We start from the raw sequence: 23,108 nt of genomic DNA on the forward strand, positions 1-23,108 counted from the left end.
CCCGGTCAGGGCGCCTCGTTGGAGAAGATGACCGTGCCGGAGGCGGCGAACATGCCGCCGACCCCGTGGCTGACGCTGATCTTCGCGCCCGGAACCTGGGCCGGGGCGATGCCGCGCAGCTGGCGCACGCTCTCCTGCAGGGCGTACATGCCGTACATGCCGGAGTGCATGTAGGAGAGGCCGCCGCCGTTGGTGTTCAGCGGCAGCTTGCCCCCGATCGCGGTGTTGCGGTCGTTGACGAAGCCCGCCGCCTCGCCCGGCTTGCAGAAGCCCAGGTCCTCCAGGCCGTAGAGCGGCAGGTGGGCGAAGGCGTCGTAGATCATCAGGTGGTCGACGTCGGCGTGGCTGATGCCCGCCTCGTCGAACGCCTTCTTGCCGGAGACGCGGAAGGCCTTGGAGGAGGAGAAATCCTCCATCTGGCTGACCATCGGGGTCTCGACGCTCTCGCCGGTCCCGAGCACATAGACCGGCTTCTGCGGGAAGTCCTTGGCCCGCTCGGCCGAGGTCAGGACCAGGGCCCCGCCGCCATCGGTGACCAGGCAGCACATCAGCTTGGTGAAGGGCCAGGCGATCATGTCCGCGCCCAGCACGTCGGCCACGGTGATCGGGTCCTTGAAGCTGGCGCGCGGGTTCCTGGCCGCCCACTCCCGCTGGATCACCGCGACCATGGCCAGGTCCTCGACCGTGTAGCCGCGGGTCTTCAGGTAGCGGAGCACCGGAATGGTGAACATGGTCGGCGGGCCCATCGGGCCGTAGGGCATTTCGAACTGCCCCGCGAGGCTGGAGGCCGCGCGGCCGAAGCCGCCGGCGCCGACCCGGCTGCGCCCGCTCTCGCCGTGGGTGATCAGGACGGTGTTGCAGAGCCCCTCGTTGATCGCCGCCGCCGCGTGGCGGACGTGCAGCATGAAGGAACAGCCGCCGACCGAGGTGCCGTCCGCATAGGTCGGCGTGATGCCCATGTAGTGGGCGAGATCGACGGGACTGATGCCGGCGGTGGCGACGCCGTCGATGTCCTTGGGCTTCAGGCCGCAGTCGGCGAGCGCGTTCAGCGCCGCGTCGGCGTGCAGGCCGATCACCGACACGTCCGGGATCTTGCCCATCTGGGTGGTCTCGGCGGCGCCGACGACCGCGATTGATTGGGGTTTCATGGCGCGCTCAACCTTTCGCGGGTTCGAACAGCGGAAGGGAGATGTCGTCGGTCTGTTTGGCGAAGCTGACCGTGAGCGGCATGTCGAGCTGCAGAGCCTCGGGCGTCTGCGGGCAGCCGACGATATTGGTCATCATCCGCGGGCCCTCGTCGAGCTGCACCACGGCGATGGCGTAGGGCTCGGTCCCCATGTCGGGGCGCGGGCGCATGTTGATCACATAGGACCAGAGCACCGCCTTGCCGCCGGCCGCATAGTCCTCGACCTTGCGGCTGCCGCACTTGGGACAGAACGGCCGCGGCGGGAAATAGCTTCCGCCGTCGCATTCGGTGCAGCGCTGCAGGCGAAGCTCGCCGGCCTTGCACCCTTCCCAGAAATGCCGGGTCTCCGGCGTGGGTTCAGGCAACATCCGTGGTGGCATCTTGAAATCCGTCCCGGTCAAAATCGCTGAAAAACCCCCGAAGCCGGGGGTGGCGCAGCAAAGCCGACCGCACCGGCTTTGTCACGTCTTGGCGTGACGGTGCGCGCGTCAGGCGGCGGACTCGGCGTCCACGGCGACGCCGAAGATTTCGCGGAAGGCCTCGAGCCCGCGCGGGCTGAAGCTGACGATCCGGGTCCCCGGTTCGCGCGCCGCCCAGCCCAGGCCGTAGAACCGTTCCAGCAGCGCCGCCCCCAGCGCGCCGGCCAGGTGCGAACGGCGCACGCTCCAGTCGAGGCAGCCCTTGCACATCGGCCGGCGCAGGCCTGAGAGCGCGGCGAGGTCGAGGCCGAGCGCGGTCATGAACGCCTCGCCCTGTGCCGTCAGCACCAGGGTCTCGCCGGCGCCGACGATCATTTCGCGGTGGGTGAGGCTGTCCAGCATCGCCACGCCGAGGTCGCCCGCCAGGTGGTCGTAGCAGACCCGCGCACGGCGCAGGGCAGGCTCCTTGGGGCCGGTGCGCACCCGGGTATGGCCGGTCCGGGCGGCGAGACCGGTCAGGGCCTCGATCACCCCGGCCACGTCCGGGCCGGTGAGGGCGTAATAGATATGACGCCCCTGCTTGCGGCCCTCGATCAGGCCGCCGGCGGCGAGCTTGCCGAGGTGGGAGCTGGCGGTCTGGGCGGTGACGCCGGCCTCGCGGGCGAGTTCGCCGGCGGTCAGCGCCTGGCCGGCCGTGAGCGCCGTCAGCATGTTGGCGCGGGCGGGATCGCCGAGCAGGGCGGCGATGGTCGCGATATCGGGTCCGACCTTCATGCTTCGACTATAACCGCATCGTGGGCGTCCGGCCATGGCCGAGGCTTCGAGCCGGATCGAAACGTCCGGCGGGCCATACAGGCTAGGAAGACGCTCCCGTTCCGAGGAGCCGCCATGAGCATCACCTGCTGCATCCGCTACGTCATCGATCCCTATCAGCGCGACGCCTTCGAGGAATATGCGCGGCGGTGGCTGACCATCATCCCGGAGATGGGCGGCGACCTGCTCGGCTATTTCATGCCCCACGAGGGGACCAACAACGTCGCGCTCGCCATGATCGGCTTCGAGTGCCTGGCGTCCTATGAGACCTACCGCGGGCGGCTGCGCTCCGACGCCGCCTCCATGGCCAACTTCCGCTTTGCCCAGGAAAAGAAGTTCATCCTGGAGGAGACCCGCACCTTCCTGCAGCCGGTCCGGCCCAGATGATCGCGGTCATCTTCGAGGTCGAGCCGGCGGCCGGGCGGCGGCAGGACTACCTGGACATCGCCGCGCGCCTGAAGCCGCTGCTCGAAACGATCGACGGCTTCGTTTCCATCGAGCGGTTCGAGAGCCTGACGACCGAAGGCAAGGTCCTGTCGCTGTCCTTCTGGCGCGACGAGGCGGCGGTGGCCGCGTGGCGCGGGCTCGATGAGCACCGCCGCGCCCAGGCCTCCGGCCGGCGCGAGGTCTTCGCCGGCTACCGGCTGCGGGTGGCGAACGTGGTCCGCGACTACGGGATGGACGACCGTGCCCAGGCGCCGGCCGACTCGCGCGCGGCGAACGGCTAGTCGGCGACGAGCTCGGGTCCGGAGGGCGGCGGTCGCTTGGGCGATTTGAGCAAGAGCAGGCTGGGCGCCAGCAGCAGGCAGCCGATGGCCATGCTGCCGAAGAGCGCGTCATAGCTGATCATCGTGCCCTGCCGGGTGACCTCGCCGTTCAGGGCGGCGAGGCCGGTGACCGACTGCAGATCGAACATCCTGGGCGTGGCCCAGCGGATGACCGGATCGGTGACCGTGATGTGCTCGGAAAGGCCCGAGTGGGCGGCGGCCGCGTCGCGGATCAGCATGGCCTGCAGGACCGAGATCCCGGCGCTGGAGCCGAGGCTTCGGGCCATGGTCGAGACGATGGTCCCTTCCGTTCGGTGGACCGGCGCGAGCTTGGCGTAGGCCAGGGTGTTGAGCGGTGCGAACAGCAGGCCGGTGCCGATACCCTGGATGAAACCCGCCATCTCGATCGGCCCTGGCGTCATCGACAGGTCGAACTGGCCCATCTGCCAGAGCGCCAGGCTGGACAGGAGGATGCCGACCAGCAGCACGCTCCGCGGTCCGAACCGCGCCACCAGCATGGGCACGGCCAGGAAGGCGATGAACGAGCCCAACCCGCGGGTCATGCTGGCGACGCCCGCCTGCAGGGCGGAATAGCCGAGCAAGGTCTGCATCATCGACGGCAGCAATGCGCTCACCGAAAACAGCATGACGCCCACGAACATGCCGAAGAGCGTTGTCCCGACGAAGTTGCCGTCCTTGGCCAGGTCACGGTGGAAGAACGGATGCTCCGCCGTCATGGTCTGGACGATGAAGATCCAGAGACCCGCGATACAGATCGCGGTCTCGATCCAGATCTCCTTGGAATCGAACCAATCCTGGCTCGGGCCGCGGTCCACCAGGAGCTGGAAGCCGCCGATGAACAGGACGAGCGCGCCGAAGCCCAGGAAGTCGAAGGGCCGTTGGCGCCCGCCATCGTCGCGGTCCATGAAGGTCCAGATGCCGAGGAAGGCCAGGATGCCGATCGGCACATTGATGTAGAATACCCAGCGCCAGGAGAAATCCTCGGTCAGCCAGCCGCCCAGCGTTGGCCCGATGATCGGCCCCAGGATCACCGCGGCGCTCCAGATGCTCATCACCCGCGGGATCAGCCGCTGCGGATAGATGTCGAGCATCACCGTCTGGGAGAGCGGGATCAGCGAGGCGCCGGCGACCCCTTGGATCAGGCGGAAGATCACCAGCTCGGGCAGGTTGGTGGCGACGCCGCAGAGGATCGAGGCGAAGGTGAAACCGGCGATCGAGGCCAGGAACATCGTCTTGCGGCCGATCTTCTGGGACAGCCAGCCGGAGAGCGGGGTCATGATCGCGGTCGCGATGATGTAGGACGTCAGCACCCAGATGATCTGATCCTGCGAGGCCGAGACGCTGCCTTGCATGTGCGGCAGGGTCACGTTTGCGATCGTCGAATCCAGCGTGTTCATCAGCGTCGCCAGCATCAGGGCGCCGGTGATCGGGATGCGGTTGGCGATGTCCTTCTGGGATGCCATCGGGCGCCGTCAGACCAGGGAGACCGAGAGCTTGCGGCGCTCGGTGGAGGCGCGCAGCTCGGCCCAGATGGCGTCCTGGCGCGCGGTGTCGCCGCTCTCCTCGGCGGCGATGTGGGCTGCGATCAACCGGGCGCGCAGCCGGGCGTTTTCGCCGCGCAAGACCGAGAGGCGCAGGTCGCTCTCCGCGGCCGCGTCATCCAGCAGCGCGGCCAGCGCCCGGTTCTCCTGCACGAGGGTCTCCGCGGCGCCGTCCCAGACCTCGGCGGCGATCGCCAGCAGCATGGAGGAGAGCCCCAGCGCGCTCGCCCGCTCGGCATCGGGGACACCGGGCGCGGCGTTGCGCAACAGCAGCTGGGCGAGTTCAGAGAGGACGGAGGGGACGTCGGGGGTCATAGCCGGCCCATCACCTTCAGGATCGCCCGGTCCTGGGCGTTCAGCAGCCACCAGGCCGGATAGACCATGATCGGCTCCTTGTTGCCGCCGTCGATGAAGGCCCGGGCCGAGCCCACCCAGATGCCCTGGCCCTTCACGCAGTTGAACAGCCTCCACCAGTGCAGCGCATCGGGGTCGGCCTTCAACCCGCTGCTCCGCTCCCAGATCGCGATGGCTTCGGCGTGGGGGAGCAGGCCGCCGGCCAGGCCCCGGCCGAATTCCCAGACCGGATTGAAGCCCCAGGCGAGGTCCTCCAGGGGGTCGCCCAGGTGGGCCATCTCCCAGTCCAGAACCCCGTGAATCTCGCCGGCCTCGTCATAGAGGAAGTTGCCGGTGCGGTAGTCTCCGTGGACGACCGCGAGCTTCTGAGCGGGCGGCGGCGGGTGGGCGCGGAGCCAGCGGATCGCGGCCCGGGCGATCGGCTGGGGCTCGGCCTCGTCGCTGTCGAAGATCGCCTCCCAGTGGCCGAGTTCGCGCCGCCAGGCCTCGTCGAGCGGCGGGGCCTGCATCACCGAGGTCAGGCCGAGCGCCCTGGGGTCGGCGCGCGCGATTTCCCCGAGGATCGTCCACTTCCGCTCGGCGAGCGCTGGCAGCACGGCCTGGTAGCCGCCGGCGAACAGCATCTGCGGCGCGGCCTCGAAGCCCGCCAGCTCCTCGGCGATGAAGAACGGGTGGTCGAGGGCCGCATCGGCTTCCTCGAGCCAGAGCATCCTCGGCACCGGCACCGCGGAGCCGAAGAACGCCCGATAGGCCTCGAACTCCACGCGCCGCTCTGTGTCGATCAGACTGGCCGGCGGATCGCGCCGGAGGATCAGCTTGCGGTCGTGGGTCTGGCCGCCTTCGCGGTAGGCGAGCCGGAACCGATAGGTCTCACGCGACGCCCCGCCGGAAATGCGCTCGAGCGACGACACCGCCACGTCCGAGGCGTCCGGCAGCCGGCTCTCGATGTAGCGCGCGAGCCGCGGCTCGAGGGCGTGGGCCACCCGTCTCAGCTCATCTTGAAGCGGATCGGCAGGCGCTTGGGGCCGTTGACGAAGACGGATTCGCTCATGGCCGGCGCGCCGTCCAGCGACAGTTCGGAGAGGCGCGGCAGGAGCTCCTCCCAGAGGATCCGCATCTCCATCTTCGCCAGGTGCTGGCCCAGGCACAGGTGCGCGCCATAGCCGAACGCCAGCTGCTTGTTGGGCTTGCGGTCGGCGTGGAACGCCTGGGGCTGCTCGAACACCGCCTCATCGCGGTTGCCCGACGCATAGCAGAGCATCAGCCAGTCGCCCTTCTTCATGCGCCGCCCGGCGAACTCGGTGTCGGCGGTGACGGTGCGCATGAAGGTCTTCACCGGGGTGGTCCAGCGGATCGATTCCTCGACTAGCGAGGGGATCAGCGACAGGTCCGCCTTGACCTTGGCCAGCTCCTTCGGGTTCTCGGCGAGCGCCCACATGGCCCCGGCGGTCGAGGAGGAGGTGGTGTCGTGGCCGGCGGTGGCGACGATGATGTAGTAGCTCATCGCCTCCAGGTCGGAGATCGGCTGGCCGTCGATCGTCGAGTTGGCGATCAGGCTGGCCAGGTCTTCGGTGGGGTGGGCGCGCTTGGTCTCCGACAGCGCCCGGAAGTAGTTCGAGAAGTCGATGATCACCCCGAAGTCGAAGTCGCGCTCCTCCATGGGCTTGTCGCCGTCACGGCCGAGCTCGGGGTCCGCGGCGCCGAACAGCTCCTGGGTGAGCTTCAGCATGCGGGGCTCGTCGCCCTCCGGCACGCCCATGATGCTCATGATCACGTGCAGGGGGTAGTGGAGCGCCACCTCCTGCACGAAGTCGCAGCGGCCGCCGCTCGCCGCCATCTTCTCCACCGCAGCCTTGGCGAGCACCCGGATCTGGTCCTCCAGCCGGCGCAGGTTCTGCGGCATGAACCAGCCCTGGGTCAGGGCGCGGTACTTCGGGTGGTCGGGCGCATCCATGTGGATCAGGGTGCGCAGCAGGTGCGGGCTGCCGCCCATCATCTCGCGGACCTTCTTGTCGCCCTCCTGGCCGATCATCGTCGGGGAGCGGTCGCCGTTGTGGAACAGCTCGTTCTGACGGCTGATCTCCAGGATGTCCTCGTGGCGGGTCACCACCCAGAAGGGATCGACGCCTTCGATGTCGGCGATCCCCAGCGGCTCGTTGGCCCGCAGCCAGCGGTAGGCCTCGTGGATGCGGCCGTCGGCATAGGCCGCAGGCGCGACCAGCAGGTCGGCCACATCCTTGGGAATGCGGTGGTCGGCGGCGGTCATGACGCTCATCGGACGCTCCCCTTGTTTTCTTCTTGTCTTGCTCACTTGATACGTCCCGAGAGCGGGTCGCAAGCATGACGACGCGTCAACGGGCGGAGGCAGGCGGACCATGCTGACCAGAGGCGACGACTTCCCGATCCATCAGACGCCGGAGCCGATCGCCTATTCCGGCTCGGACCGGAATTTCTATGACCGCTATTTCTTCAACGGCTATTCGCCCGACGGTTCGGAGTTCGTGGCCGTGGCCTTCGGCGTCTATCCGGCGCTGAACGTCGCCGACGCCCATGTCTCGATCATCCGCGACGGGGTCCAGCGCTGCCTGCACGCCTCGCGCATCCTGGGGATGGAGCGGATGGAGCTGACCGTGGGCCCGGTGCGGATCGAGGTGATCGAGCCGCTGCAGACGCTCAGGGTGACGCTCGACGGCGCCGAGGGCCTGGCCTGCGACCTCACCTTCGAGGGCCGCGCCTTCCCGATCGAGGAACCCCGCTTCACCCGCCGTAACGGCCCCCGGATGTTCATGGACTACACCCGCCTGACCCAGAACGTCCGGGTGGCGGGCTGGACCGAGGTGGACGGCGACCGGCGAGAGACCGGCGCCGGCTGGACCGGCACGCGCGACCGCTCCTGGGGCATCCGGCCGGTGGGCGCGCCCGATCCGCAGCCGACGCCGGGCGCGGGGCTGGCGGGCTTTTTCTGGCAATGGACGCCGCTCAACTTCGCCGACCGCAGCGTCTTCTTTCACGTCAACGCGGATACGGAGGGCAAGCCCTGGAACACCCGCGCGGTGATCCTGCCGGACGGCGCAGGGCCGGAAGGCGGCTGGCATTCGGATGAGCCGCGCATGGAGGAGGTCACGCTGAAGGCGGGTACGCGGCACGCGCTCGGCGGCACGCTGAAGATCCCGCTCCTGCAGGGCGAGGCCTCGATCCGGCTGGAGCCCCTGAAGGCGTCGGGGGGCGTCTTCCTGATGCGCGGCATCGGCTATGGCGGCGAATGGCGCCACGGCGGCCTGAAGGGCGAGCTCGCCGTCGCCCGCGAAGACATCGACCTGGCCGCCGTGGACATGGCCCAGCCCGAGAACTGGCACATCCAGGCGATCTCGAAGGCGGTGATGGAAGCGCCGGGCGAGCCGGCCCGCGAGGGCATCGGCATCTTCGAACAGCTGATCGCGGGACCCTACCGGCCCTACGGGATCTGAGGCCCGCTACTTCGCGAAGACGTGCATCAGGCGCGCGGCGGCCGGCAGCATCAGCGCCCCGAGCAGGCAGGGGAAGATGAACAGGATCAGCGGCACGGTCAGCTTGGCCGAGAGCGCGAGCGCCTTTTCCTCGGCGCGGAGCATGCGCTTGGCGCGCATGTCCTGCGAGAAGACGGTAAGGGTCTCGCCGAGGCTGGTGCCCATCTCTTCGGCCTGGCGCAGCATGGTGGCGAGCTGGCGTGCGTCGTCGATGCCCAGGCGGTCGGCGAAGGCGGACCAGGCGTCCTTACGCGCCTTGCCGGCCCGCAGCTCCAGCACCAGGAACCGCAGGTGGATCGTCAGGTTCGGGTAGCGGCGGGCCAGTTCCTCGGTCACCCGGGTGACCGCCGCATCGAGGCTTAGGCCGGCCTCGACCGAGGCCACCAGCAAGTCCAGGAGGTCGGGGAAGCCGTCGGAATATTCCCGCTCGCGGCTGACGCGGCGGGTCTTCAGGACCTGGTCGGGTCCGAGGATCGCGGCGCCGGCCAGGAACGAGGCGAACAGGATGCCCATCATGCCGCCCTTGCCGCCGGCGATCAGCGGCAGGAGCACGATGACGCCCAGGGTGGCGAGCGCCAGCGCCGCGGCGCGCAGGCCCAGATAGATCACCGGCGCTTCGCGGTTGTAGAAGCCCGCCTGCATCAGGCGCGAGCGCAGCACCGTGAGCTTGGCCGGGTCGCGCACGGCGCTTTGCTGGCCGAGCCGGCGCACGGTTCCCAGGAGCTGGTCGCCGAGGCCGTTGCGGCGGCCGCGCTCGGCCCGCGCCGAGCCCATCTGCGGTCCGCCGGCGGTCTGCATCCGGCCGCGGCGCAGGGCGCGCAGGCGAAACTCGCTGGCCATCAGCCAGGCCACGCCGCCGAAGCCCGCGAGGACCAGGACCGCGCCGAGCGTCGAGACAATCGTCTGGATCGAGATCGCGCCCATCGGACTAGAGCCGCAGATCGATCATGCGGCGCATGACCATGTTGCCGATGAACATCCACACGCCCAGGCCCGTGAGGCCCCACTTGACGATCGGTTCGTGGATGACGTCGCCGTAGAAGTGCGGCGAGGAGAGCATGATGAAGCCCATGGCGACGAAGGGCGCCGAGGTCAGGATCATCGCGGAGGCGCGGCCTTCCGAGGACGCGGCCTTGATCTTCAGGCGCATCTTGTGGCGGTCGCGCACCGTGGCGGCGTTGAGCTTCAGGAGGCCGGTCAGGTTGCCGCCGGCCCGTTCCTGCAGCCGCACCGTGGCCGCGAAGAGGTCGACGTCAGGATGCTGGCAACGCTCGGACATGCGGGCCACGGCCTGCTCCATCGTCGCGCCGTAGGCGATCTCGTCGGCGGCCATGCCGAACTCCGAGCCGATGGGATCGACCATTTCGCGGCCGACCAGCGAGATCGCGGTGGGCACCGGGTGGCCGGCCTCAAGGCTTCGCACGATGATCTCCAGCGCCTGCGGCAGCTGGAAGCCGAGCTTCTTGGCCCGCTCGGCGGTCTTGAATTTCAGAAAGCCGATGGGGCCGCCGATGCCGCAGATCAGCGCGCCCACCACGAACAGCAGCGGGTTCTTGGTGAGGACCGCCGCGGCCACGCCGCCGACCGTCGCGGCCGCCACGACGTAGAGCGTCCACTTCTTGGGGTCGTAGGCGACGCCGGAGGCCACGATAAGGTCGGAGAGCCAGCGCAGCCGCTTGCCGCGCGCGCCGGTGGCGTCGAGCCCGCGCTGCTTGCGCAGCTCCATGACCAGGGCCGAGACGCCATCGACCCGCTCGGCGATCTTCAGGCGCCGGTTCACCTTGCGCTTCTGGGTGGCCACCGAGAACAGGCCGATCAGGGCCTGGCCGGCGGTGAACACCGCGGCGAAGATCAGGATCAGGAAGACGAGGTTGCTGTCGAACTTCATGACGAGCCCAGCACACGGGTCGGGTCGAAGTTGGCGGTGTCGTAGGCGATGCCGCGCCGGGTCATCTCGTCGATGCAGCGGGGCCGGAGCCCGGTCGCGCGGAATTCTCCGTGCACGGTGCCGTCCGGATCGGTGTGGGTGCGGTTGAAGGTGAAGATGTCCTGCATCTGCACCACCTGGCCCTCCATGCCGGTGATCTCGGTCACGTGGGTGATCTTCCGCTTGCCGTCCGACAGGCGCATCACCTGGATGATCAGGCCAATGGCCGAGGCGATCTGCGAGCGCATGGCGTCAGGGCTGATGGCCAGGCCGCCCATGGCGATCATCTGCTCAAGACGGCCGATGGCCTCGCGCGGGTTGTTGGCGTGGATGGTGGCCATGGAGCCTTCGTGGCCGGTGTTCATGGCCTGAAGCATGTCGAAGGCTTCGTCGGAACGGACTTCGCCCAGGATCACGCGGTCAGGACGCATCCGCAGGGCGTTCTTGACCAGCTCGCGCTGCCGGATCTCGCCCTTGCCCTCGATATTGGGCGGCCGGGTTTCCAGGCGCACGACGTGCGGCTGCTGCAGCTGCAGTTCGGCGGCGTCTTCGATAGTGATCAGGCGCTCGCCGTGGCTGATGGCGGCCGACAGCGCGTTCAGAAGCGTCGTCTTGCCGGAGCCCGTACCGCCGGAAATCACCGTGGAGATCCGCGAGCGCACCGCCCCGTGCATGAAGTCGGCGACGCACATGGGCATGGCGCCCAGGCCGCAGAGCTTTTCCAGGGTCAGGGGCTTCTTGGAGAACTTCCGGATCGAGACCGCGGCGCCGTCGATGGCGATCGGCGAGATCGCGGCGTTCACCCGGCTGCCGTCGGCCAGGCGGGCGTCGACCATCGGCTGGCTTTCGTCGATCCGCCGGCCGACCCCGGCCACGATGCGGTTGACGATGCGCAGCAGGTGGTCGTTGTCGCGGAAGTGGATCGGCGTCAGTTCGAGCTCGCCGCGGCGTTCAACATAGACCTGGAACGGCCCGTTGATCAGGATGTCGTTGATGCTCTCGTCCTTGAGCAGCGGCTCAAGGGGACCCAGGCCGACCATCTCGTCATAGATCGAGGCGCCCAGTTCCTGCAGGTCGGCGGTGTTCAGCGCCATCCGCTCGGACCGCGCGAAGTCGGCGACCAGGCTCATGACCTCGCGGCGCATGTCCTTCTCGTCGAGCTTGTCCAGCTTGGCGAGGTCGAGCTCTTCGATCAGGCGGGCGTGCAGCTTGAGCCGCACGTCCAGGTGCGACGAGGCGCCCTTGGCCCTGGGCGCGGCCTTGTGCTCCTCCGGAGCCTCGTTGGCCCAGGCGGGCCGCACTTCGGGCGCAGGCGCGTCCGAGGGGCCCGATGCGGCAGGCTTCGCGGCGGGCGCGGGCGTCGGCTCCGAAGCCGGCTCCGGCTTCGGGGCCGGCTGGGCGCCGGGCAGGCTGAAACGGCCCATCAGGCGGCCCGCGAGGCTTTGCCGTCGCGCAGGGCGGGCTCGGCGGCCAGGCGCCTGACGAGCACCTGCACGTCCTTGACGATCTTCGATTTCGGCCGGTGCGTGGCGATCGGGCCGCCCAGGTTGACCGAGGCCGCGGCGGCCTCCCAGTCGGAGCTGATGCCGGCCTCGGCCTTGCGCTGCAGGGCCCGTTCGGCCTCCGCCATGGAGGGCGCGGGGCCGAACATCCGTCCGGCCAGGCGGTTCAGCACGATCCGCGGCTTCTTGCCGGAAGAGATGTCGCGCTCGATCTCGTCGGAGAGCGAGCGGGCCGCCAGCAGGGCGGGCACCGTCAGTTCGGACGTCACCAGGATCTCGTCGCAGCCGCTCAGCGCCTGCACGGTCCAGGCCCGGCGGTGGCGAGGCATGTCGATGACCACCCATTCGTAGGTGTCGCAGGCGACCTCGAGCATCCGCAGGATCGACTCTGCCGGAACCGAGTCGAACGCCAGCGGGTCGCGGGTCGCGGCCAGCAGGTCGAGCTGCTTGGTGACCGGGGTGATGAAGGCCTGCAGCATGGCGACGTCGAGCTTGTCGACCGAGCGGCCGAGGTCGCCCAGGCGCATGGCCGGACTCGAGCCCAGGTAGGCCGCGGCGGAGCCGTCGGCCAGGTTGAGGTCGATCAGGCAGACGCTCTTGTCCTTGTCGCTGCGGTTGCAGAGCTCGGTGGCGATCTCGATGGCGATGGTGGTGGCGCCGGAGCCGCCGACCGCGCCGGTGACCGCCCAGCAGCGCGCGACGTCGCCGGTCGGCGCGACGACGGGGTTCGCCGGCTTGGACGCCAGCAGGGCCTCGATGGCCGCGGCGATGTTCTCGTGCGAGTAGGGCGCGTCGAGCACGTCAGAGCGCTCGATACGCAGCAGATTGCGGACGACGGCGGTCGGCAGGTGGGTTCCGACCATCAGGACCGGCGGCGGCGCGGGGCAGAGCGCCAGGGCCTGGATGCCGGCCGCCAGCGCCGGGCCGCCCCAGGCGTCAGCGTCGATGATGATCAGATCCGCATCGGCGAGGCCGACCCCGATCAGGCGGTCGAGGCCGCCGAGCTCGAGGATTGCGCCGTCGAGCGGCCCCTTGGCGAGGTCCGAAAGGGCGCCGCCGATCACCAGAACGCGGCGACCGTTGAGGGGCTGAGCACTCATGACTCTCTTACTTTCCGGAGGCGGGGACGGCAGGGGTGATTTCGCCGCGAAGCTGCGGGGTCGGCGGAGCGGGGTCGCCGGCGGGATCGATCCTGCCCGTGACGTCGCGCAGCAGCGGCTTGTCGAGCGCCTTGCCGTAGATCAGCAGGTCCGGCGTGCTGGGCTCGGCGCCCGCGATGGTCCGGGTCTTCGCCGAGTCGAAGTCCGACTGGTTCACGATCCGCGGCGTCACGATGATCAGCAGCTCGGTCTCATTCCGCTGCCACTGGGTGGAGCGGAAGAGCGCGCCCAAGATCGGGATATCGCCGAGGCCGGGGACCTGTTTGACCGAGTTCGTGTAGCCATGCTGGAAGAGGCCGCCGATCGCCAGGGACGCGCCGCTCTTCAGTTGGACGGTGGTGCTGGTGCGCCGCACGGTCAGCGCCGGAATGGTGACGCCGCTGATGCGCAGGGTGTTGGTGTTGTCGAGCTGGCTCACCTCCGGCTCGACGAGCAGCCGGATCTCGCCGTCGTCCTGCACGGTGGGCGTGAAGTTCAGCTTCACACCGTAGGGGCGGAATTCGACGGTGATCAGGTTCTGGCCGGCCGGCACCGGGAAGGGGAATTCCCCGCCGGCCAGGAAGCTGGCCTTTTCGCCCGACATGGCCACCAGGTTCGGCCGGGCCAGGGTGTGGATCGTGCCCTTCTGCTCCAGCGCCGCCAGTTGGACGTCGATCGACGTGTGTCCCGCGCCGCCCGAAAGGTTGAGCACGCCGGTCGGCGTCGCGTTGCCGATCAGGCCGTTGCCGAAGGCGAAGTTGAACGAGCCGTTGCTGATGGTGGCGGCGACGCCGAAGTCGTGCTCGGCCGAACGGTTGGCCTCCAGGATGCGAACCTCCAGCACCACCTGGGCGCCGTTGACCTTCAGCATGGAGGTCACCCCGTCGGGGGCGAAGGAATCGGCGATGGCCTTGGCGCGCAGCGCCAGCGCCGGGTTCGAGACGTTGCCGGTCAGCAGCACGCCCTCGCCGAGGCTCTCGACGTGGATGTGCTCGTTCGGCAGCGCCTGGGACAGGTCGCGCTGCAGCGTCTGGGCGTCGACGCCGACGCGGACGTCGATCACTTCCATCAGCCGTCCGCCCGGGCCGTAGACCAGCAGGTTGGTCGAGCCGAGTTCGAGGCCGCGCACATAGAAGCTGCGGTCGGTGGTGGCGACCACCTCGGCGATATCCGGCTGGGCGACGACGATCTTGGTCGCCGGCTGTTCCAGGCGGAACGACAGGGACTTGTCGCGCGGGACGGTGATGACGCGGCTGACCGCGGCTTCACTCGGCAGGGCGTCGGCGAAGGCGGGCGTCGCGGCGGCTCCGGCGGTCAGGAGCGCGACGGTGGCGCAAAGCGCTGTGGCCAGGTTGCGGGGCATGGTCAGAGGCTCCTGGAAAATCACGACAGCGCGGAGGGCGTGAACGAGGTGTTGGCCGCGGAGGGCGCGGCCGGAGGCGCCGGAGGCGGCGGGGGCGCCGGCGCCTTCTTCGGCGCGCGGGCATGGCCCTTGGCTTCGTCGGCGACGATCATGATCAGGCTGGGACCGGCCGGGGCGGCCGGCGCGGCGAAGCTGCGGTGCGCGACGGCCTGGACCGGGCGCGGCGCCGCGCCGCCAACCCGCATGGTCGTCGTCATGGCGATCTCGGTGGACCCGGTCTTGCGCAGCGCCAGCGACAGCTTGCCGAGGTCGCCGGCGACCGCGAGCTTCTGGGCGTCGGGGACGCTGACCTCGAGGGTCGCGGTGGTCGGCGTGGCGGGCTTGTTGGAGGACAGGTCGGCGTTCAGGTCGACGCCCAGCACGCGGATGTTCTGGATGACGACTTCGGACACGAAGTTGCGGGCGGGGCCGGCCGGCGTCGTGTCGCGCATCAGCACCACGTCGACCCGGTCGCCCGGCAGGGCGTGGCCGCCGACGCCGGTGACGTCGCTGACCTTGATCGTATAGGCGCGGAAGCCTTCGCCGATCTCGGCGGCGACCGAGGCGCGGGCGCCTGGGCCGGAAAGCTTGGAGGGCAGCAGGGTCTCGCGCGCCGCGATCGGGGTGAGCGCGACCGGCGCGCCGCCCCCGTCCTGGGCCAGCACCTGGGCGACCGTCGTGAACGCGCCTTCGGGCACGGCGTTGGACGGCAGCTTGACGATCATCAGCTTGCTGGCGTCGAGGCGATCGCCGAACTTCAGCGGCGCCTTGGCCGCGACGACCGGCAGGCCGACGGCTTCAGCCGCGACCGGCTTGGCCGCGGCTCCGTTGGGCAACATGGTCTTGGCCACGACGAGGGCGCCAAGACCGAAGACGGCGCAAGCGCCGAGGCTGACAATGGTGACGACGCGCATGTTTTGACCGTTCGCCGAGAAAGCTTTTTCAGATGGTGACCGTACCGATCCGACACTTTCGATATCGACAACAAACGATGTGAATCCGGGCTTAAGCCTCGTGGTTCACCCATCGGCCACCCCTGGCGGGCGGCGGAGAAACCGCTAGGCTTCGCCGCCGCCGCTCGCCCGATGCGGCCCAAGGACCTTTCGGAGAATGACGATGAAGATGCGCCGGCTGGGGACCTCGGGCCTGAAGGTCAGTGAGGTGGGACTGGGCTGCAACAACTTCGGGATGCGGATCGACCAGAAGGCGACGCAGGAGGTGGTCGACGCCGCCCTCGACGCCGGGATCAGCTTCTTCGACACCGCCGACATCTATGGCGGGACCAAGTCCGAGGAATTCCTGGGCAAGGCGCTGGGAAAGCGGCGCGGCGAGATCGTGCTGGCCACCAAGTTCGGCATGCGGATCGGCGACGACGAGCGCCGGCGCGGCGGCTCGCGCCGCTGGATCATGCGCGCGGTGGAGGACAGCCTGACGCGGCTGGGCACCGACTGGATCGACCTCTACCAGTTCCATTCGCCGGACCCCGACACCCCGATCGACGAGACCCTGCGCGCGCTTGACGACCTCGTGACCCAGGGCAAGGTCCGCTACATCGGCAATTCCAATTTCACGGGCTGGCAAATCGCCGACGCGGACTGGACGGCCGCGGGAAGCACGCGGTTCGTCTCGGCGCAGAACCTCTACTCGTTGCTCGAACGCAAGGTGGAGTTCGAGGTGCTGCCGGCCTGCGAACACTTCGGCCTGGGCTTCCTGCCGTTCTTCCCCCTGGCCTCGGGCCTGCTGAGCGGCAAGTACAAGCGTGGCGAGAAGCCGCCAGAGGGCACACGGCTCGCCGCCTGGGGCTCCCGCGGCGCCGCGGCGCTCAACGACAAGAACTTCGACAAGGTCGAGAAGCTCACCGGCTGGGCCGAGGAGCGCGGCCACACGATCCTGGAACTCGCCTTCGCCTGGCTCCTGGGCCACGAGGTGGTCTCCTCGGTGATCGCCGGCGCCACCTCGGCCGAGCAGGTCCGGACCAATGCGGCGGTCGTCGCCTGGGCGCTGACGCCGGAAGAGGTGAAGGAGGTCGGGGATCTGATCTCGTGAGATCTTTTCAGCAGTGTCATCCCGGTTTCGGCGCTACGCCAGGGGCTGGGCTGACGGCGGAGACTAGATGTACGACCTCCTGAAGGGCCTGCGCGTGGTGGAGGGCTCGGCCTTCGTGGCTGCGCCCACCTGCGGGCTCTATCTGGCGCAGATGGGCGCCGAGGTGATCCGCTTCGACAACATCGGCGGCGGCCCGGACTTCCGCCGCTGGCCGTTGGCCGAGAACGGGTCGAGCCTCTATTGGGAGGGACTGAACAAGGGCAAGAAGTCGATCGCCATCGACCTTGCCGCGCCCGCCGGCCGCGAGATCGCCCAGCGGTTGGCTGCGGCGCCGGGCCCCGACGCCGGCCTCTTCGTCACCAATTTCCCGGTGGACGGGTTCCTGTCCTACGAGGCGCTGAAAAAACGCCGCGAGGACCTGATCTGCGTCCGGGTGATGGGCTGGGCGGACGGTTCGCAGGGCATGGACTACACGATCAATTCCGCGCTCGGCCTGCCGCTGATGACCGGGCCGGCGGATGATCCCCGCCCGGTGAACCATGTGCTGGCCGCATGGGATCTGCTCACCGGGGCCTATTGCGCCTTCAGCCTGGTTTCGGCGCTGCTGGCGCGGATGCGCACCGGCGAGGGCCGCGAGATTCGCGCGCCGCTCTCCGACATCGGCGCCGCGACCATGGCCAACCTCGGCTTCACCGCCGAGACCCTGCTGGCCGGCCATCAGCGGCCGCGCATGGGCAATGACATCTTCGGGGCCTTCGGGCGCGACTTCACGACCCGCGACGGCCAAACCCTGATGCTGCTGGCGATCACGCCGAAACAGTGGTCGAAGGCGCTGGAGGTCCTGGGTCTGGCGGCCGACGTCGCGGGCCTGGAGGCCGAGCTGGGCGTCTCCTTCGCGGCCGACGAGGGCCTGCGGTTCACCCATCGCGCCCGGCTCTATCCGTTGTTCGAGCAGGCCTTCGCCCAGCGCACGGCGGCCGACCTCGGTCCAGCCTTCGACGCGGGCGGCGTGACCTGGGGCGCCTACCAGCCGCTGGAGGCGGCGCTCGAGGATCCGCGGCTCTACAAGGGCAATCCGCTGTTTGAGGAAATCCGCCATCCGAGCGGCCTCAGCTATCCGGCGCCCGGCGCCATGGCTACACTCCGCCCGGATGCGCGCGGGCCGGTGCAGGCCGCCCCGAAGCTTGGGGCGCACACCGACGAAGTTCTGGCGGAGGTGCTCGGCATGAGCGCGAGCGAGATCGGAGACCTGCACGACGCAGGCGTGGTGGCGGGAGCGGACGGGCGATGACGCCTCGGGCTCTGATTCTGATCGCGGCGGCTCTGCTGATCGGCGGACCCGCTGCGGCGGCCGACTACCACGCGCCTCGCAACGCGGCCGGCCAGCCGGACCTGCAAGGCGTCTGGAACACCCACTTCTTCCTGCCCATGGAAGCCCGGCCGGACATGCCGAGCCTCACCTTGCCGGAAGCCGAAGCAACGGCTTTCGCCCGCAAGCTGAACGCCGAGGCGGGCAAGCTCGCCATCTTCGCCCAGGATCCCGAGGTGGCCGAGATCCGGACCGACCCCAGCCGGTCGGGCCTGGCCATCGTCCGCGGCCAGCGACGGACGCGCCAGGTGGTCCTGCCCGCCGACGGCATGCTGCCGCTCACCCGGGGCGCACGGGGGCAGATGCGCTTCATCGAGAATGCCCTGCGCACCCAGACCGAGCCGCCGTTCCCATTGGACGGGCCGGAACAACGGCCGAACTGGGAACGCTGCGTCGTGGGCTGGGGCCAGCCGCCGGTCGTCAGCGTCTCCGACATCAATCCACGCCAGATCGTCCAGACTCGCGACGCGGTGGTGATCCTGTCGGAGTACGGCCCGGACCTGCGCATCATTCCCTTCGCCGACACGCACGGGCCGCTCCTGCAAGCCACGGCCCTGGGCGATGCGATCGCCCATTGGGAGGGCGAGACCCTGGTCGTCGAGACCATCGGCCTGCCGGCGAAGGATGCTATCCGCCCGTTCCCGACCCTCTTCGTCCCCGCCACCGCCAAGGTGATCGAGCGCTATACGCGGGTGTCGGAGAAGGAGCTCCTCTACCAGTACACGGTGGTCGATCCGACGATCTACACCGCTCCGTGGCTCGCGGAATATTCGCTCTATCGCACGCCCCAGCCGATCCTTGAGTTCGCCTGCCATGAGGGCAACTATTCCCTCCCCAATATCCTGGCCGGCGCGCGGCGCCTCGAACAGGACGCGCCGCCGAGGCCCGGCAGGTGAATCCGGCCGGCCGGGCTTTTCAGGCGCGGCCCTGAGGGCCATGTCTTGGGGGCCAAGAGGAGGCCCCACATGGCGCGCGCGGCGAAGACGGTTTCGGCCAAACCCGACATCTGGCTGGCGGCAGGCGTGCGGACGCCCTTCGCCAAGGCCGGCGGGGTGCTGGCCAAGAAGGACGCGCTGGATCTCTCGATCCCCGTCGTGAAGGCGATGCTGGCGCAGCTGAAGCCCAAGGAGGGCGGGCGGCCGGACCTGATGAACTGGGGGGCGGTGATCCCCAACCTGACCGTCAGCAACCTGGCCCGGGAGGCGCTGATATCGGCGGGCGGCGATCCGACGATCCCGGCTTCGTCCACGATCATGGCTTGCTCGACCAGCATGGCGGGCGCCTTCCAGGCCGCCGGCATGCTCGACGACCAGACCCGCAGCCTGGCCCTGGTCGGCGGGGCGGAGAGCATGAGCCGCATCCAGATCGGGCTCAGCCAGCCGCTCTCCGACGACCTGCGCCGGTTCATGGAGGCCCGGAACCTCTCGGAGCGCTGGGCGGCTCTTACCGCCGTCAGGACCGGCGACCTGAAGCTGTTCATCCCGGAGATCAAGAATCGGGCGACCGGCAAGTCGATGGGCGAGCACACCGAGGAGATGGCCAAGGGCTGGCAGATCAGCCGCACCGAGCAGGACGAGATCGCGCTCGCCAGTCACCGCCACGCCGCCGCCGCCTGGGATCGCGGCTTCTTCGACGACCTCGTGCTGCGCCTGGACGAGGTCGGCCGAGACACCACGGTCAGGCCCGACACCAGCCTGGAGAAGCTCAGCCACCTGAAGCCTTCCTTCGACCGCAGCGGCGAGGGCACGCTGACCGCCGGCAACTCCAGCCCGCTGACCGACGGCGCGGCGGCGGTCTGGGTGGCGACCGCCAAGGGCCTGCAGCGCCTGCCCGCCGAAACTCCGCGCGTGCGGCTGGTCGACTACGAGATCAACGCCATCGACCTCTTCAACGAGTACCTGCTGATGGCGCCGGCCTACGCCATCCCGCGGCTGCTGGCGCGCAACAACCTGACCTATGAGGACGTGGGCCTCTGGGAAATCCACGAGGCCTTCGCCGCCCAGGTGGCGAGCCATATCAAGGCGCTGCAGGCGCCGGCCTTCCTGAAGGACCGGGCGCAGGTGACCAAGAAGCTCGGCCGCTTCCCGGTCGAGCGGGTGAACCCCAACGGCGGGTCGACGGCGCTCGGCCACCCCTTCGGCGCCACCGGCGCGCGGATCCTCAGCCAGGGGGTGAAGGAGCTCTACGCCATGCCGTCCGGAAGCTGGGCGATCGTCAGCATCTGCGCCGATGGCGGCCAGGGCACGGTGGCGCTGCTCAGGCGGGACTAGGCGGCCGTCAGTTTCGCCAGCACCGCGCCCTCGCTCACCTGAGCGCCCAGGGTCACGGCCACCGTTTCCACCGTCCCGTCGAAGGGCGCGGTCAGGGCGTGCTCCATCTTCATGGCCTCGAGGACCAGCAGCGGCTGGCCCTTGGTCACCGTGTCGCCCGCCTTCACCGACAGCTGGGTGACCTTGCCGGGCATGGGCGAACGGATCTGGCCGTCGGTGGCGGCGCCCAGATCCTCGGCGGAGGGCGGATGGGATGAAAAGACGAAGGCCTCGCCGGCCTCGAAGACCACGATCTCATCGTCGTCGGTGAGCAGGCCCGAGCGTCCGGCGGCGGTTTCCGTGGCGCGGGCGATGACCGGCTTGCCGCCCAGGAACAGCCGGACCGTGGTTTCCAGCGGGGCGTTCAGGCGGAAGCCCGCCAGGTCGCGCCAGGGCGAGGCGTCGGGAACCTGGGTCTCGTCCACCACCATCGCCGCCTCGGCCGCCGCCGACAGGGCCGCGGGCGAGGGCTCGGGCGGAGCGGTGAGCTCGGCGAGGTTGCGCTCGATGAAGCCGGTGTCCATGTCGCCGGCGATGAAGTCCGGGGTCTCCAGGCAGCGGGCCAGGAAGCCGGCGTTGGTCTTGACCGGCCAGACCTCGACGCCGTCGCAGGCCTCCGCCAGCTCGGCCAAGGCCAGTTCCCGGGTCTCGGCGTGGGCGATCAGCTTGGCGATCATCGGGTCGTAGAACGGGGTGACCTCGCCGCCCTCCTCGACGCCTGCGTCCGCGCGCACGGTTGGCGGTAGCTGGAAATGTTCCAGCGCGCCCGTCGACGGCAGGAAGCCGTTCGACGGGCTCTCGGCATAGAGCCGGGCCTCGACCGCGTGGCCGGTCAGGCCGATGTCCTTCTGCTTCAGGGGCAGGGGCTCGCCCGCGGCGACCCGCAGCTGCCATTCGACGAGGTCGAGGCCGGTCACCATCTCGGTCACCGGGTGCTCCACCTGCAGTCGGGTGTTCATCTCCATGAACCAGATGCGGTCGGGGCGCAGGCCCTGGCTGGCGTCGGCGATGAACTCCACGGTGCCGGCGCCGACGTAGTTCACGGCCTTGGCGGCTTTCACGGCGGCCTCTGTGACGGCCTTGCGGGTCGCCGCGTCCATGCCGGGGGCCGGGGCCTCCTCGATGACCTTCTGGTGGCGGCGCTGCAGCGAGCAATCGCGCTCGTAGAGGTGGACGACGTTCCCCTGGGTGTCGCCGAACACCTGCACCTCGATGTGCCGGGGCCGGGTGACATAGGTCTCCAGCAGCACCCGGTCGTCGCCGAAGGAGGCCCTGGCCTCGCGCCGCGCGGCGCCCAGGGCGGCCTCGAATCCGGCCGCGTCGTCGACCCGGCGCATGCCCTTGCCGCCGCCGCCGGCCACCGCCTTGATCAGCACGGGGAAGCCGATGCGGGCGGCCTCCCTGGCGAGCGTCGCCTCGGCCTGGTCTTCGCCCAGATAGCCTGGGGTCACCGGCACGCCGGCCTTCTGCATCAGCGCCTTGGCGGCGTCCTTCAGGCCCATGGCGCGGATCGCGGCGCTCGGCGGGCCGATCCAGATGAGGCCCGCGGCGGCCACCGCGTCGGCGAACGCGGCGTTCTCGGAGAGGAAGCCGTAGCCGGGGTGGATCGCCTCGGCGCCGGAAGCCTTGGCGGCGGCGATGATCTTCTCCGGGACCAGATAGCTCTCCCGCGCCGCGGCGGGACCGACCAGCACCGCGCGGTCGGCGTCGGCCACGTGGGCGGCGCCGGCGTCGGCCTCGGAATAGACGGCGACGGTCTCCAGCCCCATGCGGCGGGCGGTGGCGAACACCCGGCGGGCGATTTCGCCGCGATTGGCGACCAGGACGGATCTGAACATGGCGGCTTCTATCCTAGGCCGTGGCGATGCCGACCAGCACGAGCCCGGCCACCAGGATTCCGAACGCCACCGAAGACCCCAGGAACAGGATCAGCATGCGCAGGAGCGTGCCGATCACGCTGATCTTGTAGGCGCCGCGCATGTGGACGAACAGGTGGACGGGGGCGATCCACAGCAGGTTGGCGGCCCAGCCGGCGCCCAGGCTGCCCAGGAAGACCGCCGTCAGCAACAGGCCCTGGAACGACAGCGAATGCATCGCGAAGATCAGGTGGTCGAAGACGTATATGCCGCGCTTGAAGACGAAGAGCACGCTGAGCATCAGGGCGGCGATCGGCAGCATCAGGATCGCGAACCGCTGGGCCCACTCCTGGATCGCGGCCTTGAAGGCATCCTTGTTGTCCATGGCGTGGACCAGCCGCTGGCGCAGCCAGGCCGAGCTGGGCGATTCCGACTTGCCGGCGCCCTGGGCCAGCTTTTCCCGCATCGTCTTCAGGCCCTGATTCAGATCCGCCTTGTCCTTGGGCGTCAGCTGCTTCTGGACTTCCGGACTGTTCAGTGTGGCGAGCTGGAAGTTCTGCCGATTTTGGCTCATCTCCAGGCCGCCGGCGAAGAACACCAGCACCAGCACGATCAGGAACAGACGGAACGGCGGCACCTGCACCGCGCGGTGGCCGTCCAGGTAGTCACGGGTGAGCTTGCCGGGCCGCAGGATCAGGCGCGGGAAGGTCTGCCAGATGCGGCCGTCCAGATCGACCAGGCCTTCGATCGCTTCCCAGGCCAGCCTCCAGATGGAGCGGTGGTATTCCTCGCCGCGCTGGCCGCAGTTGTAGCACCAGGCGCCGGCCAGCGTGGTCTTGCAGTTGGGGCAAGGCGCGCCGATCGGCAGGCTGTATTTGGCGGCCCGCTTGGCCTCGGTCGCGATGGTGTCGGCCGTCACCGCCTCAAGAAGATTGTCCCCCGTCGCCATGG

22 protein-coding genes are annotated in these 23,108 nt (G+C 69.4%); 7 read left to right on the forward strand and 15 right to left on the reverse strand.

What is annotated here, in order from left to right; all coding sequences use genetic code 11:
- Positions 1-5: 5 nt before the first annotated feature.
- The 3 genes from ACESMY_RS04675 to ACESMY_RS04685 all read right to left on the reverse strand — a co-directional run bounded on the left by ACESMY_RS04675 (position 6) and on the right by ACESMY_RS04685 (position 2,379).
- Complete coding sequence (locus tag ACESMY_RS04675) at positions 6-1,148, reverse strand: hypothetical protein (RefSeq protein WP_372782704.1); 1,143 nt, start codon at positions 1,146-1,148, stop codon at positions 6-8.
- 7 nt (positions 1,149-1,155) lie between these two features.
- The gene (locus ACESMY_RS04680; RefSeq protein ID WP_372782706.1) at positions 1,156-1,554 is read right to left on the reverse strand and encodes a Zn-ribbon domain-containing OB-fold protein; all 399 of its coding nucleotides are present in this window, start codon (positions 1,552-1,554) and stop codon (positions 1,156-1,158) included.
- 120 nt (positions 1,555-1,674) lie between these two features.
- The gene (locus tag ACESMY_RS04685; protein ID WP_372782708.1) at positions 1,675-2,379 is read right to left on the reverse strand and encodes an ArsR/SmtB family transcription factor; all 705 of its coding nucleotides are present in this window, start codon (positions 2,377-2,379) and stop codon (positions 1,675-1,677) included.
- Positions 2,380-2,493: 114 nt separating this feature from the next.
- Between ACESMY_RS04685 and ACESMY_RS04690 the strand changes: the two genes are divergently transcribed.
- Positions 2,494-2,805, forward strand: a complete 312-nt coding sequence (locus tag ACESMY_RS04690) for an NIPSNAP family protein (protein WP_372782710.1) — start codon at positions 2,494-2,496, stop codon at positions 2,803-2,805.
- Positions 2,802-3,146: an antibiotic biosynthesis monooxygenase gene (locus ACESMY_RS04695; RefSeq protein ID WP_372782712.1), complete on the forward strand. Its 345-nt coding sequence runs from the start codon at positions 2,802-2,804 to the stop codon at positions 3,144-3,146. Before ACESMY_RS04690 ends, ACESMY_RS04695 begins: the two co-directional genes overlap by 4 nt.
- Here the strand turns inward: ACESMY_RS04695 and ACESMY_RS04700 are convergent.
- The 4 genes from ACESMY_RS04700 to ACESMY_RS04715 are packed head-to-tail and all read right to left on the reverse strand — an operon-like array spanning position 3,143 to position 7,376.
- Positions 3,143-4,669 (reverse strand): DHA2 family efflux MFS transporter permease subunit, encoded by a 1,527-nt coding sequence (locus tag ACESMY_RS04700; protein ID WP_372782714.1) that lies wholly within the window; start codon positions 4,667-4,669, stop codon positions 3,143-3,145. The two genes, ACESMY_RS04695 and ACESMY_RS04700, sit on opposite strands and share 4 nt — an antisense overlap.
- 9 nt (positions 4,670-4,678) lie before the next feature.
- Complete coding sequence (locus ACESMY_RS04705) at positions 4,679-5,062, reverse strand: hypothetical protein (RefSeq protein ID WP_372782716.1); 384 nt, start codon at positions 5,060-5,062, stop codon at positions 4,679-4,681.
- Positions 5,059-6,084, reverse strand: a complete 1,026-nt coding sequence (locus ACESMY_RS04710) for a phosphotransferase family protein (protein ID WP_372782718.1) — start codon at positions 6,082-6,084, stop codon at positions 5,059-5,061. Before ACESMY_RS04710 ends, ACESMY_RS04705 begins: the two co-directional genes overlap by 4 nt.
- Before the next feature lie 5 nt (positions 6,085-6,089).
- On the reverse strand, positions 6,090-7,376 hold the full coding sequence (locus ACESMY_RS04715; protein ID WP_372782720.1) for a cytochrome P450: 1,287 nt from the start codon (positions 7,374-7,376) through the stop codon (positions 6,090-6,092).
- Between the two features lie 100 nt (positions 7,377-7,476).
- Here ACESMY_RS04715 and ACESMY_RS04720 point away from each other — a divergent pair, with 100 nt between their 5' ends.
- Positions 7,477-8,568, forward strand: coding sequence for a hypothetical protein (locus ACESMY_RS04720; RefSeq protein ID WP_372782722.1), 1,092 nt, complete (start codon positions 7,477-7,479; stop codon positions 8,566-8,568).
- Between the two features lie 6 nt (positions 8,569-8,574).
- On the opposite strand, the gene ACESMY_RS04725 is transcribed toward ACESMY_RS04720, so the two are convergent.
- From ACESMY_RS04725 to cpaB, 6 genes are read right to left on the reverse strand one after another with little or no spacing between them, the layout of a single operon-like run.
- On the reverse strand, positions 8,575-9,531 hold the full coding sequence (locus ACESMY_RS04725; RefSeq protein ID WP_372782724.1) for a type II secretion system F family protein: 957 nt from the start codon (positions 9,529-9,531) through the stop codon (positions 8,575-8,577).
- A 4-nt stretch (positions 9,532-9,535) separates the two neighbouring features.
- The gene (locus tag ACESMY_RS04730) at positions 9,536-10,495 is read right to left on the reverse strand and encodes a type II secretion system F family protein (RefSeq protein WP_372782726.1); all 960 of its coding nucleotides are present in this window, start codon (positions 10,493-10,495) and stop codon (positions 9,536-9,538) included.
- Positions 10,492-11,958: a CpaF family protein gene (locus ACESMY_RS04735; protein ID WP_372782728.1), complete on the reverse strand. Its 1,467-nt coding sequence runs from the start codon at positions 11,956-11,958 to the stop codon at positions 10,492-10,494. The genes ACESMY_RS04730 and ACESMY_RS04735 overlap by 4 nt, the downstream gene beginning before the upstream one ends.
- A complete protein-coding gene (locus ACESMY_RS04740) occupies positions 11,958-13,136 on the reverse strand; it encodes a CpaE family protein (protein WP_372782730.1) in 1,179 nt (392 codons plus the stop codon). Before ACESMY_RS04740 ends, ACESMY_RS04735 begins: the two co-directional genes overlap by 1 nt.
- A 7-nt stretch (positions 13,137-13,143) precedes the next feature.
- On the reverse strand, positions 13,144-14,538 hold the full coding sequence (locus ACESMY_RS04745) for a type II and III secretion system protein family protein (protein ID WP_372782732.1): 1,395 nt from the start codon (positions 14,536-14,538) through the stop codon (positions 13,144-13,146).
- 20 nt (positions 14,539-14,558) lie between these two features.
- Positions 14,559-15,491 carry a Flp pilus assembly protein CpaB gene (cpaB, locus tag ACESMY_RS04750; RefSeq protein WP_372782734.1) on the reverse strand — a complete coding sequence of 311 codons (933 nt, stop codon included), beginning with the start codon at positions 15,489-15,491 and terminating at the stop codon, positions 14,559-14,561.
- A 202-nt stretch (positions 15,492-15,693) separates the two neighbouring features.
- On the opposite strand from cpaB, the gene ACESMY_RS04755 reads away from it, so the two are divergent.
- The 4 genes from ACESMY_RS04755 to ACESMY_RS04770 all read left to right on the forward strand — a co-directional run bounded on the left by ACESMY_RS04755 (position 15,694) and on the right by ACESMY_RS04770 (position 20,262).
- On the forward strand, positions 15,694-16,623 hold the full coding sequence (locus tag ACESMY_RS04755; RefSeq protein WP_372782736.1) for an aldo/keto reductase: 930 nt from the start codon (positions 15,694-15,696) through the stop codon (positions 16,621-16,623).
- A gap of 67 nt (positions 16,624-16,690) precedes the next feature.
- Positions 16,691-17,914 carry a CoA transferase gene (locus ACESMY_RS04760; RefSeq protein WP_372782737.1) on the forward strand — a complete coding sequence of 408 codons (1,224 nt, stop codon included), beginning with the start codon at positions 16,691-16,693 and terminating at the stop codon, positions 17,912-17,914.
- Positions 17,911-18,888 (forward strand): hypothetical protein, encoded by a 978-nt coding sequence (locus ACESMY_RS04765; RefSeq protein WP_372782739.1) that lies wholly within the window; start codon positions 17,911-17,913, stop codon positions 18,886-18,888. Before ACESMY_RS04760 ends, ACESMY_RS04765 begins: the two co-directional genes overlap by 4 nt.
- A gap of 69 nt (positions 18,889-18,957) precedes the next feature.
- Positions 18,958-20,262, forward strand: a complete 1,305-nt coding sequence (locus ACESMY_RS04770; RefSeq protein WP_372782741.1) for an acetyl-CoA C-acyltransferase — start codon at positions 18,958-18,960, stop codon at positions 20,260-20,262.
- Here the strand turns inward: ACESMY_RS04770 and ACESMY_RS04775 are convergent.
- On the reverse strand, positions 20,259-22,139 hold the full coding sequence (locus ACESMY_RS04775; RefSeq protein WP_372782743.1) for a biotin carboxylase N-terminal domain-containing protein: 1,881 nt from the start codon (positions 22,137-22,139) through the stop codon (positions 20,259-20,261). The two genes, ACESMY_RS04770 and ACESMY_RS04775, sit on opposite strands and share 4 nt — an antisense overlap.
- A gap of 13 nt (positions 22,140-22,152) precedes the next feature.
- Positions 22,153-23,106 carry a DUF3667 domain-containing protein gene (locus ACESMY_RS04780; RefSeq protein WP_372782745.1) on the reverse strand — a complete coding sequence of 318 codons (954 nt, stop codon included), beginning with the start codon at positions 23,104-23,106 and terminating at the stop codon, positions 22,153-22,155.
- Positions 23,107-23,108 lie beyond the last annotated feature (2 nt).

Origin of the sequence: Phenylobacterium sp., from assembly GCF_041691455.1 — a bacterium.
In the GTDB taxonomy this organism is placed as follows: Bacteria; Pseudomonadota; Alphaproteobacteria; order Caulobacterales; family Caulobacteraceae; genus Phenylobacterium.

Excerpts from the sequence above, each read along its gene's own strand:
- ACESMY_RS04730 (WP_372782726.1), bottom strand. The coding sequence starts at position 10,495 with ATGAAGTTCGACAGCAACCTCGTCTTCCTGATCCTGATCTTCGCCGCG.
- ACESMY_RS04695 (WP_372782712.1), top strand. The coding sequence starts at position 2,802 with ATGATCGCGGTCATCTTCGAGGTCGAGCCGGCGGCCGGGCGGCGGCAG.
- ACESMY_RS04745 (WP_372782732.1), bottom strand. The coding sequence starts at position 14,538 with ATGCCCCGCAACCTGGCCACAGCGCTTTGCGCCACCGTCGCGCTCCTG.
- ACESMY_RS04720 (WP_372782722.1), top strand. The coding sequence starts at position 7,477 with ATGCTGACCAGAGGCGACGACTTCCCGATCCATCAGACGCCGGAGCCG.
- ACESMY_RS04675 (WP_372782704.1), bottom strand. The coding sequence starts at position 1,148 with ATGAAACCCCAATCAATCGCGGTCGTCGGCGCCGCCGAGACCACCCAG.
- ACESMY_RS04760 (WP_372782737.1), top strand. The coding sequence starts at position 16,691 with ATGTACGACCTCCTGAAGGGCCTGCGCGTGGTGGAGGGCTCGGCCTTC.
- ACESMY_RS04740 (WP_372782730.1), bottom strand. The coding sequence starts at position 13,136 with ATGAGTGCTCAGCCCCTCAACGGTCGCCGCGTTCTGGTGATCGGCGGC.
- ACESMY_RS04775 (WP_372782743.1), bottom strand. The coding sequence starts at position 22,139 with ATGTTCAGATCCGTCCTGGTCGCCAATCGCGGCGAAATCGCCCGCCGG.
- ACESMY_RS04700 (WP_372782714.1), bottom strand. The coding sequence starts at position 4,669 with ATGGCATCCCAGAAGGACATCGCCAACCGCATCCCGATCACCGGCGCC.
- ACESMY_RS04735 (WP_372782728.1), bottom strand. The coding sequence starts at position 11,958 with ATGGGCCGTTTCAGCCTGCCCGGCGCCCAGCCGGCCCCGAAGCCGGAG.
- ACESMY_RS04780 (WP_372782745.1), bottom strand. The coding sequence starts at position 23,106 with ATGGCGACGGGGGACAATCTTCTTGAGGCGGTGACGGCCGACACCATC.
- ACESMY_RS04715 (WP_372782720.1), bottom strand. The coding sequence starts at position 7,376 with ATGAGCGTCATGACCGCCGCCGACCACCGCATTCCCAAGGATGTGGCC.
- ACESMY_RS04725 (WP_372782724.1), bottom strand. The coding sequence starts at position 9,531 with ATGGGCGCGATCTCGATCCAGACGATTGTCTCGACGCTCGGCGCGGTC.
- ACESMY_RS04690 (WP_372782710.1), top strand. The coding sequence starts at position 2,494 with ATGAGCATCACCTGCTGCATCCGCTACGTCATCGATCCCTATCAGCGC.
- ACESMY_RS04755 (WP_372782736.1), top strand. The coding sequence starts at position 15,694 with ATGAAGATGCGCCGGCTGGGGACCTCGGGCCTGAAGGTCAGTGAGGTG.
- ACESMY_RS04705 (WP_372782716.1), bottom strand. The coding sequence starts at position 5,062 with ATGACCCCCGACGTCCCCTCCGTCCTCTCTGAACTCGCCCAGCTGCTG.
- cpaB (WP_372782734.1), bottom strand. The coding sequence starts at position 15,491 with ATGCGCGTCGTCACCATTGTCAGCCTCGGCGCTTGCGCCGTCTTCGGT.
- ACESMY_RS04770 (WP_372782741.1), top strand. The coding sequence starts at position 18,958 with ATGGCGCGCGCGGCGAAGACGGTTTCGGCCAAACCCGACATCTGGCTG.
- ACESMY_RS04685 (WP_372782708.1), bottom strand. The coding sequence starts at position 2,379 with ATGAAGGTCGGACCCGATATCGCGACCATCGCCGCCCTGCTCGGCGAT.
- ACESMY_RS04765 (WP_372782739.1), top strand. The coding sequence starts at position 17,911 with ATGACGCCTCGGGCTCTGATTCTGATCGCGGCGGCTCTGCTGATCGGC.
- ACESMY_RS04680 (WP_372782706.1), bottom strand. The coding sequence starts at position 1,554 with ATGTTGCCTGAACCCACGCCGGAGACCCGGCATTTCTGGGAAGGGTGC.